At 36.4% G+C, this 12,212-nt stretch carries 11 protein-coding genes; 6 read left to right on the top strand and 5 right to left on the bottom strand.

Annotated features, from left to right (window positions below; translation table 11 throughout):
* Positions 1-17: 17 nt before the first annotated feature.
* From JKP34_RS02860 to JKP34_RS02850, 3 genes are all read right to left on the bottom strand, one after another.
* The gene (locus tag JKP34_RS02860; protein WP_201917507.1) at positions 18-1,571 is read right to left on the bottom strand and encodes an Rne/Rng family ribonuclease; all 1,554 of its coding nucleotides are present in this window, start codon (positions 1,569-1,571) and stop codon (positions 18-20) included.
* A gap of 171 nt (positions 1,572-1,742) precedes the next feature.
* Positions 1,743-2,567 carry a tetratricopeptide repeat protein gene (locus tag JKP34_RS02855; protein ID WP_201917505.1) on the bottom strand — a complete coding sequence of 275 codons (825 nt, stop codon included), beginning with the start codon at positions 2,565-2,567 and terminating at the stop codon, positions 1,743-1,745.
* A 4-nt stretch (positions 2,568-2,571) separates the two neighbouring features.
* Positions 2,572-2,871 carry an HU family DNA-binding protein gene (locus tag JKP34_RS02850; RefSeq protein ID WP_201917503.1) on the bottom strand — a complete coding sequence of 100 codons (300 nt, stop codon included), beginning with the start codon at positions 2,869-2,871 and terminating at the stop codon, positions 2,572-2,574.
* A 246-nt stretch (positions 2,872-3,117) separates the two neighbouring features.
* Between JKP34_RS02850 and mutY the strand changes: the two genes are divergently transcribed.
* The 3 genes from mutY to gldE all read left to right on the top strand — a co-directional run bounded on the left by mutY (position 3,118) and on the right by gldE (position 6,092).
* Complete coding sequence (mutY, locus tag JKP34_RS02845; protein ID WP_201917501.1) at positions 3,118-4,167, top strand: A/G-specific adenine glycosylase; 1,050 nt, start codon at positions 3,118-3,120, stop codon at positions 4,165-4,167.
* A 98-nt stretch (positions 4,168-4,265) separates the two neighbouring features.
* Complete coding sequence (gene ssb / locus JKP34_RS02840) at positions 4,266-4,742, top strand: single-stranded DNA-binding protein (RefSeq protein WP_201917499.1); 477 nt, start codon at positions 4,266-4,268, stop codon at positions 4,740-4,742.
* A 24-nt stretch (positions 4,743-4,766) separates the two neighbouring features.
* Positions 4,767-6,092: a gliding motility-associated protein GldE gene (gldE, locus tag JKP34_RS02835; RefSeq protein ID WP_201917496.1), complete on the top strand. Its 1,326-nt coding sequence runs from the start codon at positions 4,767-4,769 to the stop codon at positions 6,090-6,092.
* 4 nt (positions 6,093-6,096) lie between these two features.
* Here gldE and JKP34_RS02830 read toward each other — a convergent pair whose 3' ends face one another.
* Both JKP34_RS02830 and mfd read right to left on the bottom strand, forming a co-directional pair.
* Positions 6,097-6,513 carry a hypothetical protein gene (locus JKP34_RS02830; protein WP_201917495.1) on the bottom strand — a complete coding sequence of 139 codons (417 nt, stop codon included), beginning with the start codon at positions 6,511-6,513 and terminating at the stop codon, positions 6,097-6,099.
* 223 nt (positions 6,514-6,736) lie between these two features.
* On the bottom strand, positions 6,737-10,105 hold the full coding sequence (mfd, locus tag JKP34_RS02825) for a transcription-repair coupling factor (RefSeq protein ID WP_201917493.1): 3,369 nt from the start codon (positions 10,103-10,105) through the stop codon (positions 6,737-6,739).
* Positions 10,106-10,229: 124 nt separating this feature from the next.
* Here mfd and JKP34_RS02820 point away from each other — a divergent pair, with 124 nt between their 5' ends.
* From JKP34_RS02820 to JKP34_RS02810, 3 genes are all read left to right on the top strand, one after another.
* Entirely contained in the window at positions 10,230-10,844 is a 615-nt protein-coding gene (locus JKP34_RS02820; RefSeq protein ID WP_201917491.1) for a cytochrome c oxidase subunit 3, read from the top strand.
* Positions 10,845-10,908: 64 nt separating this feature from the next.
* Positions 10,909-11,451 (top strand): DUF4287 domain-containing protein, encoded by a 543-nt coding sequence (locus JKP34_RS02815; RefSeq protein ID WP_201917489.1) that lies wholly within the window; start codon positions 10,909-10,911, stop codon positions 11,449-11,451.
* 118 nt (positions 11,452-11,569) lie between these two features.
* On the top strand, positions 11,570-12,211 hold the full coding sequence (locus JKP34_RS02810) for a DUF2975 domain-containing protein (protein WP_201917487.1): 642 nt from the start codon (positions 11,570-11,572) through the stop codon (positions 12,209-12,211).
* Position 12,212: the final 1 nt, after the last annotated feature.

Genomic DNA, 12,212 nt, shown 5'->3' with positions numbered 1-12,212 from the left:
TAAGTTTGATGGCTTTGCTAAGCCATTTCTATAATCTCTTCGTTGGCATTTAGAAAGTGGTACTCCGTAATAGCCAATGAGCTATCCTTTATAAGCTTTATCCATTTACCATACTTAAAGAACCATCCAGTTCTTTTAGAATAAATTCCTTTAGAATAGTAAGAATACAAGAAAGGATGTACAGATATAGCCAAAGATTTTTCGTTTTGCTTAGTAAGCAGATACTCCAAATCTTGCTCTAACTTGTCAGTAACCAATATAGAAGCGTTTATTTTTCCAGTACCGTTACAAGTAGGGCATTGCTCTTTGGTTACAATATTAACTTCTGGTCTTACCCTTTGTCTGGTAATTTGCATTAAGCCAAACTTTGATAAAGGCAATACGGTATGTTTCGACCGATCTTTTGCCATAAACTCCTTCATGCTTTTATAAAGAAGTTTCTTATTATCAGGGTTCTTCATATCAATGAAGTCAACCACAATAATACCCCCCATATCACGCAACCTCAATTGACGAGCCACTTCTTTTGCTGCCTCTATGTTGGTGTTTAGTGCGGTATCTTCTTGACTCTCCTCAGCATTAGACTTGTTACCGCTGTTTACATCAACAACATGTAACGCCTCAGTATGCTCAATAATAAGGTAACCACCACCTTTAATATTTACCGACTGCCCAAATAATGATTTAAGCTGTCTTTCAATACCAAAATGTTCAAAGATTTTATTTCGTCCATTATACTGCTTAACAATTTTTTCTTTTGAAGGATCAAATTTGTTGATGTAAGACCTCACCTCTTCAAAGGTTTCTTCTTCATCTACATAGATATTATCAAAAGATTCATTAAGCATGTCGCGCAAGATGGATGAGGCGCGACCTACCTCACCAATGATCTTATCTTTTGGCTTAGCAGTTTTTAATTTTTTAATACCTGTTTCCCAGGTATTTAATAAGTTTCTTAAATCGGTATCGAGTTCAGCTACTTCTTTACCCTCCGCCACAGTTCTGATGATAACACCAAAATTGTCAGGTTTGATAGATGATATTAAACGTGTAAGCCTTTTGCGCTCATCACTACTCGATATCTTTTTTGATATGCTAATTCCATTGGCAAATGGTACTAATACTAAATACCTGCCAGGAAGTGACAACTCACAAGATAACCTTGGCCCTTTAGTAGAAATTGGTTCCTTTATAACCTGAACCAATACCTGCTTATTTCTTGAAAGCACCTGAGAGATTTTTCCAAGCTTATCTATCTCAGGTTCAAGTTTAAATTTGCTTAACTTATAAGATGTATTATTACGAGTGGTTACAAGTTTAGTATATTTTAGTAATGAATTTACCTTAGGCCCAAGATCATGATAATGCAAAAATGCATCCTTTTCATAACCAACATCCACAAATGCAGCATTTAAGCCCTGCATTACTTTGCGAACAGTTCCTAAGTAAATATCACCTACATTAAACTTTTCCTCCTCATTGTCATAATGAATCTCTACAAGACTTTTGTCTTCAAGAAGGGCTATCCGGCTTCCGCTTGGAGTTGAATTAATAATTAATTCATTGCTCAAAGCTCAATAAGTTTAAGTGAAAAACTAGATAACATAAAAACAAGAAGAAGTATATTACTTCTTCTTGTGTCTGTTTTTTCTTAGTCTTTTCTTTCTCTTATGAGTTGAAATCTTATGTCTTTTTCTTTTTTTACCGCAAGGCATAATCTTAAAATTTTTTGTTAAACAATATTACAATTCGTTCAAGTAACTCTCAACAGCTGCAAGCACCTGTTCATCCTTACTTGTATTCTTTATTTTCTGAAACAGCCTTCTGGCATCTTCCGGTCTGTTATCATTAAAATAACTTAACGCTAAGTAAAACTCGGCCTGCTCATTTTTCGGATGATTAGCGAGCAAAGTTTCAAATCTACCAATCGCCTTGTCGTACTGACCCGATTGAATAGACAAAATCCCTAAGTTAAATAAAGCCTCCTCATTTGTAGGCTCTTGCTCAATTACCTCTCTCAACATCATTATTCCTGACATTGGATTTTCAGAAGAAACATAAGTCATGGCTATTTTAGTTTTCAAATCTAGCCTGCTTGCATCTTCTTCTAGTATTTCAGCATAATATTTTCTTACTTTTTCTCCTAAACTATTTGCTTTTTCTGGAGAAACCGCAAAAGTGAATGCTTCATAATAAGCATCCCCTATTAACTCTTTATCTGTAGCAGATAGTTCCACATACTTGGCCGCACTATCTAACTTATTAACACTTGAATAAAGTGCTGCTAAAGAATCCGCAAATATACTACTTTTTTCTTTAGTACTAGCCCCTTCAAGTTTATTTCTTAAATCCTGAGCTTTAGCAGCTAATTCTGCCGATAGTTTGTTATCATGCACCTCCTCTTCAGAAGCTGGAGACGACTCCATATGCTCAGAAGTTGCTTCAATATCTGAAGTTTTTGTGTCCAGTGTATCCTCCTCGTTATCCACAACAATTTTAGGCAAGCTAAAAATAACTGCTATCAAAACAATTGAAATAACAAGGAGGATAATTCTGGAACGTAGCATATAATTATACTAACTCTTTAATTTTGTTAGAGCTTTTAATCTTCTCTACAAAAACTTTAGACGGTTTAAAACTCGGCACAAAATGTTCATCAATAACAATTGCCGTGTTTTTAGAAATGTTACGTGCAATTTTCTTCGCTCTCTTCTTATTAACAAAGCTTCCGAAGCCTCTAACATAAATGTTTTCGCCATCTGCCATTGAATCTTTTACTACAGTAAAGAATGCTTCTACAGTTGCAGTTACATCTGCCTTGTCAATACCTGTCTGTTCAGAAATTTCTGATATAACGTCTGCTTTAGTCACGTTTTAAATAATTTAAGTGATTCAAAAAATTAAACCCCTTCACAATTTGGGCTTGCAAAGGTAATCCTACAAATTTGATTTTAAAAGCAATTAGTATGAAATAAATCAAAGTAAAGGTACATGAACAAGCTTATAACTTTTTAGTTTTCAACTAATTGTATTTTCCTCGATAACTTTTATTCCAACTCAGAAAACTAACATTTAATTCATGTTAAATGCTGAATTTTTGAATAATTACAATTTAATATGGCAAAAAGCTTTGCACAACAAATAATTTCATGGTACAAAAATCACATGCGAGAGCTCCCCTGGAGGCTAACGGAAGATCCGTATAAAATTTGGCTCTCAGAAATTATCCTTCAACAAACAAGGGTTGCTCAAGGATTACCCTACTATGAGAAATTCATAGCCAAATACCCAACTGTTCACGACTTGGCTGTTGCTCCACAAGATGAGGTGTTAAGGATGTGGCAAGGGCTCGGCTATTACTCCAGAGCTAGAAACTTACACAGTTGTGCTCAATCGGTAGTGGAAGATTATGATGGTCACTTCCCTGAAACCTACGAAGAATTACAAAAACTTAAAGGCGTAGGCAAATATACAGCTGCTGCTATTGCTTCATTTGCTTTTAAAAAGAAGGTGCCCGTTGTAGATGGAAATGTATTTCGAGTACTCTCTCGGTTTTTAGTAATAGATAAAGATATTGCTGATCCCAAAAATTTCAAGCTCTTTTTTGAAGCTTCTAAAGAGCTTATTTCTGAAGATCAACCAGACTTATACAATCAAGCACTAATGGAATTGGGTGCTACACTTTGTAGCGTGAGTAAGCCTGCCTGTTTATTATGCCCAGTGGCAGAAGAGTGCCAAGCCAGAATTGAAGGTAAACAGACCGAATTACCGATAAAACTTAAAAAAGTAAAGGTTAGAAAGCGGTATTTCTATTATCTATTGATTGAACAAAACGAAAAATTATTGATGGGCAAAAGAGGTCCGAATGATATATGGCAGGGCTTATTCGATTTTCCTCTGATAGAAAGCAAAAATGTATTATCTACACCAGAGCTGGAAAAAGAACTTTCCAGTATTTTTCCTAAACAAAAGCATTTTAAATACGAACTAAGTAATAGCGTTAAGCACATTTTGACGCATCAGATAATTGAAGCCTTTTTTATATCAATAGATATGAAAAAGGCTCAAATAAAAATCAATGGTTACAGCTGGTATGATGAGGGAGAAGTAGAAGAATTGCCGAAGCCCAGATTGGTGGATAAATATTTGAAAGAAAATTTTTATTAATTATTTTTAAAGAGAGCAAGTTGAATTTGTTAATTAAGCCTTAGGTTTCCAACAAGTTCATAAGAATTTGCTTAATTTTGAGTTTTTAAAAAGAATATATGTCAGGCGTAAATAAAGTAATACTTATAGGTAACTTAGGGAAAGACCCTGAGGTAAGACATCTGGATAATGGTGCTACAGTAGCAAACTTCTCAATTGCTACAACTGAATCATACAAAGATCGAAATACCGGTCAGCGTGTTGATCAAACTGAGTGGCACAATATAGTATTATGGAGAGGTTTAGCCGATGTAGCTGAAAAATACCTTAAAAAAGGAGATAGTGTTTACATTGAAGGTAAACTTAGAACACGTTCCTGGGAGAAAGACGGTGTTACGCGTTACACAACTGAAGTTGTGGGTGACCAGATGACGATGCTTGGTGGCAAAAGAAATGATCAGGGTGGTGCTGACAGTGGTTATCAAGGTGGACAATCATCTTACCAAAATGACAATAGCAGCAAGCCGGCACAGAGCACTTCTGCTCCAGCAAATACTCCTGATACCGACAGCGAAATGGATGACCTTCCATTTTAATATGTTTAGCTTTAATAATTAATCTTGGACGATCCTTCCCCTAGTTATTTAGTAGTAGCAAGTTTGATGAACCTTACAACAGAGTGGTTTTACATTCTGAATGGAGTCATTATGTTGGTGCTTTTAATGATGTCCGCATTGGTTTCTGGTTCTGAAGTGGCTTTTTTCTCTATGTCTCAAGATGATATAGCCAAGACCAAAATAAGTAATGTAAAAAATGAGTTGTTGATTATTGAGTTGCTTAAAAGGCCGAAAAAGCTTTTGGCTACAATACTTATTCTCAACAACTTCATTAACGTTGCCATAGTCACACTATCCACCTTTTTAACTTGGGAAATTGTAGGAACTAAGGAAACTGAAGGTTTATTGGTTGTAACCTTAACAGCGGTTATCACTTTCTTAATCGTTTTTTATGGTGAGATAGTACCTAAGGTTTACGCCAATCAAAATAACGTGACTTTCGCTAAGCGTATGGCACCCTTCCTGGCTCTTGCAGAGAAATTTTTTAGCCCGCTTTCCTGGTTACTGATGTCAATCAGCAAAATTATTGAAAGAAGAGTTGAGCAGAAAGGTTTTAATATTTCGGTTGATGAATTGCATCAAGCGCTGGAAATTACTTCCACTCCAGAAACAACAGATGAGGAAAAAGGCATACTGAAAGGAATAGTTAACTTCGGTACACTTTCCGTCCGTCAGGTGATGAAATCAAGAATGGACATCACGGCTTTCGACATTGAAGATGATTACCATACACTGATGGATCGTATCAATAAAAATGGTTTTAGCAGAATTCCTGTTTACAAAGATACAATTGACAAGATTGAAGGTGTATTATATGTGAAAGATTTACTCCCTTATACTGACAAAGAAGACGACTTCAAATGGCAAGAACTACTGCGTCCCGGATTCTTTGTGCCTGAATCGAAAAAGATTGATAGCTTGCTGAAAGATTTTCAAGAGAAGCGAGTTCATATGGCCATTGTTGTTGATGAATACGGTGGTACTTCCGGGCTCATTACTCTGGAAGATGTGATCGAAGAAATTGTTGGTGAAATAAGTGATGAGTTTGATGAAAATGAAGATATAGCCTACAATAAGCTTGATGACAATACTTTCATTTTTGAAGGTAAAACTTCACTTAACGACTTCAGTAAAATAATAGGTGAAGATCCTTCTTACTTTGATGATGTAAAAGGAGACAGTGAATCAATAGGTGGTTTGTTATTAGAACTTAACAATAAGTTGCCTAGAGCAGGCGAAAAAATTAACTTCAATAAGTTTGTATTCACTGCTGTCTCTGTAGACCAAAAAAGAATAAAAAGGGTAAGGGTGTTTACTAAGAATGATTAAAAGTTTATTGCACCCACCATTCGCCAAAAACTAATTCATTATCAGCAACTACATAAGGGAAGTTTATTTGAACAACATCCTTTTCAGTTCTAACTAAAATAACTGATAGTGCTTCTTTATCAATACCTTCTTCATCTATAACATGAGCATCATATGCTATTGCCGCAGCTTCGATCACCGAAGATTTCAGCAGTTCAACTGCCTTAAGTTTCAATCTTTTAATAAGTGAAATTTGATGATTAGCCAACTCTACTTGAGGGATTAGCTTTGAAGTCTTGTCACCTAAGATTGTAAAGCCGTAAGGTATAATGGTTACTTCCTCTTTTTTGAGCTGAATGAATTGTTCTTTTACAGTACTAATGAGCTTCTTCTCACTAGTACTGGTTTTAACATGATATGGTGGAAGTACTTTTCTTTTCATGTGAAGAAACATTAGTCCTTTTTAGATTCCTGATAATTCTTTTTCTTCAAAAGCTAGAAAATTTTCGGAATGACGATTTGAGTTAGTGGCTTGTTGGTGATAACAGCAACAATAGGGTCGGGTGACAATTCCAATGACAAGAGCAAATAAATGGAGCCAAACTAAACTCAATCTCAAATTACCATTTCCCAAAACCTAATACCTTAAACCCAACTCCCAATACCTACTCAACCAGCTCCTTCTCGCCAGCCATCTCGAAAATAAGAGCTTTTGCTTCATTTATAGAGTTTATATCATCTATTCTCAGGATTGGTCTGCCTTTATATTCTTTCATATTGCAGCGTTTAGGATGGGTTTGCACAAAAGCCAATATTCTACCGAATACCTCTGAATTGAAATACTTCTCATTGTCAGCATTAACAAAATAGGCCTTCATACCACCATTCTTGATTAGTAGCTTTTCAAAACCTAAGCGTTCAGCCTTCCACCTGATTCTCACTGTTTCAATTAAATCATAAACAGGTTCCGGAATAGGGCCAAACCTATCAGCAATTGATTTCTGAAACTGCTTAAGCTCTTCCTCATTCTTGATATTATCAAGCTGGGAATAAAGGCTCAACCTTTCAGAAATATTTCCTACATAATCTTCAGGTATAAGTATCTCCAAATCAGTTTCTATGTTGCAATCCTGCGCTATGATTTCAGCTTTTTTGGCAAGCTCATCTTTAAATAAATCAGCGAAAGTAGTCTCCTTCAATTCTGAAACTGCATCATCCAGAATTTTATGATACATATCGAAACCAAGATCGGAGATAAACCCACTTTGTTCAGCACCTAATAAATTACCTGCACCACGAATATCCAAATCACGCATCGCTACTTTAAAGCCATCACCTAAATCTGAGAACTCTTCCAATGTAGTTAACCTCTTGCGAGCGTCTGCTGTAAGACCTATAGTGGGAGGTGTTAGTAAATAACAGAATGCTTTTTTGTTGCTTCTGCCGACACGGCCACGCATTTGGTGCAAATCAGACATACCAAACATATGTGCGTGGTTAATGATGATGGTGTTGGCATTCGGAATATCCAATCCCGACTCGATGATATTGGTAGAAACCAAAATATCATACTCACCCTCAATAAAACGCATCATCACTTTCTCAAGCTTAGGGCCATCCATCTGCCCATGGGCTACACCGATTCTCGCATCAGGAACTAGCTTAAGAATAATATTACCAACTTGCTCAATATCGCCCACTCTGTTATGCACAAAGAATACCTGACCACCTCTTTGAAGTTCAAAACTAATGGCATCACGCAATAGCTCCTCATTGAAAGTATGCAGTTCAGTAGTGACCGGCTGCCTGTTTGGTGGCGGAGTTGCAATTACACTTAAATCTCTGGCACCCATCAGACTAAAGTGAAGCGTTCTGGGGATTGGCGTGGCAGTAAGCGTAAGCACATCTACATTCACACGCATCTCTTTCAGCTTATCTTTTACTTTTACACCAAATTTCTGCTCCTCATCAATAACTAAGAGCCCTAAATCTTTAAAGACCATGTCTTTATTGACTATGCGGTGTGTACCAATCAGGATATCAATTTTACCCTCCTTTAATCTTTGGGCTATTTCCTTTATTTGTTTTGTAGTTTTAAAGCGATTGATGTACTCAACCGTAACAGGTAAATTTTGTAGCCTATCAGCGAAGGTTCTGTAATGCTGCATGGCCAATATAGTTGTTGGCACTAAAACAGCCACCTGTTTATTATTATCCACAGCTTTGAACGCTGCTCTAATAGCTATTTCGGTTTTCCCGAAACCAACATCTCCACAAACCAATCTGTCCATAGGGTGTGGCTGCTCCATATCACCTTTTACATCAACTGTGGCTTTGGCCTGATCAGGGGTGTCTTCATATAAAAATGATGATTCCAACTCAGCCTGCATCACAGAATCCTGACCAAACTCCATCCCCGGAGCAGACTTTCTTTTAGCGTAAAGCTCAATCAGGTCTTTGGCAATGTCCTTAACCTGACGTTTGACCTTCTTCTTTTTGTTTTCCCATTCCTGAGAACCCAATTTACTGATAGAAGGTGCTGTGCCTTCTTTGCCACTGTACTTACTAATTTTGTGTAAAGAGTGTACACTTACATAAAGCAAATCATTATCGCGATAGATCAGGCGTACAACTTCCTGCTTTTTACCATTATTATCAACCGTATCCATACCAGCGAAGCGACCCACACCATGGTCGATATGTGTTACAAAATCACCAGGTTGCAGGTTCTTTAATTCCCTTAAAGTGATTGCTTTGGACTTGCTCTGCTTGTCTTTAGTTTTATAGCGGTGAAAACGCTCAAATATCTGGTGATCGGTGTAGCAAGCAATGTTTCTTTGATAGTCAACAAAGCCTCCTCTTATGCTTACTGGTAATGCCTGAAACTTAATGAATGAATCTATCTCCTGAAAAATATTAGTCAGCCTATCGGATTGAGAAACTGACTCGGAGGTGATAATATTTACCAATCCTTCCTCTTGATTTTTATAGAGGTTTTCTCCTAGTAGATCAAAGTTTTTATTGAAAGATGGTTGCGGCTTAGCATCAAATTCGAAAACTTCTTCTGTTTTTTGATAGAAGCGATTGCCAAACTCTATCTTAACAAATTTGTGTAAATGTTCCTGAAAGCTTTTAGCATCATCAAAAAGCATTTCTGGTTTTAAAACCACTTTAGTGTCTGCTGTGTCAGATACTATTTTTTCAAAAGATTGAGAGGCCTTTTCGTAATACTTATCGAGAATATCTAAGGTTTGGGCATAATCTTTAAACCATATTTTTGTGTTCTTCGGTATAAAATCCAGTAGCGATTCTCTTACTTCCTGCAGCAAGCGGGTTTGCACATTTGGGATGATATTTATCTGCTTCACCTCATCAATAGAAAGCTGTGAAACCACATCAAAAGTTCTGATGCTATCTATTTCATTACCGAAAAGCTCAATTCTGTAGGGCTCATCAGCGGCATAGGAGAAGATATCAATGATTCCACCACGGATGGCATACTGACCTGGCTCGTAGACAAAGTCTGTTGGTTCAAAATCATAGGTTTGTAGCAGCTCTGCAATAAACTCCACATCAAGGTTTTCACCAACTTTCGCTGAAAAAGTATTGCTCACCAATGATTTCTTATTGATTACCTTTTCTGTAAGCGCTTCAGGATAGGTGACAATAATTTCCCCTGTGCTCGATTTGTTATTGATGCGGTTTAAGATCTCAGCACGCATTAAAACATTGGCATTCTCTGTTTCCTCAAATTCGTAAGCACGCTTATAAGATGTTGGAAACAGTAAAGGTTCTTTTACACCCAGCAGACTCTGAAGATCATTCTGAAAATAGGCAGCCTCCTCTTTATCGTGAAGCACCACCAAATGATTCTGCTTATTAATGCTTTGGGCAGCGGCAAGCGTAAGAGCATCTAAACTGCCCACCAATCCTTTTAGATGTACCCACTTATCCTCGTTAGGTTTTAGGGCTAATGCGATGGTTTGTAAAAAAGGATCGTCCTTATATAATTTGATGAAATCTTTAATCTTCAAAATCTGTAGATTTAATGAAATAAGCTGCGAAAATTTTTCAGACGCAACGCAAAGGTAAAACAAACTATTATCAATGGTACATGGTTCATATAACATTGCAAAAGCTTAACAATTACTTCAGCTAATGGAAAAGCGTACAAAACAGGATTTAAGTTTTTTTGAGCGCGTTGAACGCATGCATCCTTATAAAATGATTCTCATTTTGGGTTTGTTTGGTAGTAGCCTGATTTTCCTGTTTCTGCTTATTTCATTTTTCGTAAGCTTGAGCAATGTGGAGGAGGTTAATGTGGAAGTGCCATCCATATTCATTATCAGTACCATACTGATTATTTCCTCGAGTTACTTTATTAATCCCATTAGAAAATTGTTTAAAGCCAATGCCCATAAGGCTCTGGTAACTACTATGCGCTATACTTTTCTGCTGGGGGTAGGCTTCGCTTTTTGCCAGTTAATGGGATATAGAGAGCTGATTGAATCAGGAAATCTATTCAATTCAGGAATAGCTTCTTCATTTCTATATATTCTTACAGGATTGCATGCTTTGCACTTTATTGCTGCTCATACTTATTTGGGTGTGCTTATTTTTCAGACAAAAGGCATCATGCGTGACCCTATTAAATACCTAATGGCAGAAACCAATCCGTACTGGCATTTAAAGTATGAGCTACTCACAAAAGTCTGGCACTTTTTAGGCGTGCTATGGATGATCTTGATTATTAGTTTTTGGGTGTTTTTATAGTTCCATCTTTTATTTCTGATTTTGGTAAAAGTTTTATCTTTAAATAAGCTTAAACCAAAACAGTATGGAACCACAACTACAAACCATGATTGACAATATGCCTGAGAAGACTGGCAAGTCACTTGAACAATGGAAGAAAATACTAAAAGAAAAGGCCTTTGAGAAACATGGGCAAGCCGTAAAATTCCTGAAAGAAGAACACGGTGTAACACATGGCTTCGCTAATACTATTGTATCACTTTCAAAGGATAATGACGATTCTGCAGAGGATTTAGTAGAAAGTCAATATAAAGGGAAAGAAGACTTAAAACCTATCTATAAAAAGCTGATTGAGGTAATGTCTGGTTTTGGCAAAGACGTTACAATCACTCCTAAAAAAACAACAGTTAGTATTATTAGAAAAAGACAGTTTGCGTTAATAAAACCCGCAACCAAAGCAAGAATTGATTTAGGATTAAAACTTCCAGGTGTTGAAACCACTGACAGATTAGAAAATTCTGGTCCTTTTGGTACTATGTGTACGCACAGGGTACAAATTACTGATATAAATCAGCTTGATAATCAGCTGATTGAGTGGTTAAAAGATGCTTATGAGATGGCCAATTGATAGGGAAAACTTGATATCAAACTCTTCATTTTCGTAAATTATTTTATGTAAAACATAAAATATTATTTGCAATACATAAATTTTATGCGAGATTTGCTAAAGTAATTACTTGCATAAAATGAAGAAACATCCTCTAGTTTTAAAAAGCCTTGTCTTTTTAAGTAAGCTCACACTGATCCTTTTAGGCATTGTCATCCTTTACGTTATTGGCTCTTTTATATTTGCTATCAGTGGTGAAGGTGAGCTTATTTCCACATACCCTGTAGACATTACTTTTGAGAATGCTGAATTGAAGCATTATACCTCTTATGATTTCATCCGTAGCAAAGGATACATTAAGTTTTCAAGTGAACACTGGAGCTACTATCTCCTGAAGATCATCGATAGCATACTCAAAATAGGCCTGATATTTTGGGCTACATTAATTGCTCACAGATTATTTAAAAGAGTTGAAGCAGGAGAAATATTTTCTGCCAGAAATGTGAAAAAGCTTCAACAGTTGTCCTTACTAGTATTCTTCGTTTTCCTGTATGAAATAATTGAGTATGCTGTTTATGCCCTCTACATAAAAGCGCATTCAGCTAACGACACCCAAGTGATCCAACCTTACTTATGGAAAGATGCTGACAAACAGGTCTTAGGCTATTTAATTCCTGACCTAAACTTTAGCATCCTCATCATCAGTCTGATATTATGGGTGATTTCTGAGGTATTCAGAAAAGGACATTATTTAGAAACTGAAAATAAAGCATTTATATAGC

Origin of the sequence: Marivirga atlantica (genome assembly GCF_016734805.1) — a bacterium.
Lineage (GTDB): Bacteria > Bacteroidota > Bacteroidia > Cytophagales > Cyclobacteriaceae > Marivirga > Marivirga atlantica.
The sequence above is the reverse complement of the archived record's forward strand: the minus strand, read 5'-3'. Positions and strand labels throughout refer to the sequence as shown.

Coding starts and splice junctions, on each gene's coding strand:
- JKP34_RS02815 (WP_201917489.1), top strand. CDS start 10,909: ATGGAACCACAACTACAAACCATGATTGACAATATGCCTGAGAAGACT.
- JKP34_RS02810 (WP_201917487.1), top strand. CDS start 11,570: ATGAAGAAACATCCTCTAGTTTTAAAAAGCCTTGTCTTTTTAAGTAAG.
- JKP34_RS02820 (WP_201917491.1), top strand. CDS start 10,230: ATGGAAAAGCGTACAAAACAGGATTTAAGTTTTTTTGAGCGCGTTGAA.
- mutY (WP_201917501.1), top strand. CDS start 3,118: ATGGCAAAAAGCTTTGCACAACAAATAATTTCATGGTACAAAAATCAC.
- JKP34_RS02855 (WP_201917505.1), bottom strand. CDS start 2,567: ATGCTACGTTCCAGAATTATCCTCCTTGTTATTTCAATTGTTTTGATA.
- JKP34_RS02830 (WP_201917495.1), bottom strand. CDS start 6,513: ATGAAAAGAAAAGTACTTCCACCATATCATGTTAAAACCAGTACTAGT.
- ssb (WP_201917499.1), top strand. CDS start 4,266: ATGTCAGGCGTAAATAAAGTAATACTTATAGGTAACTTAGGGAAAGAC.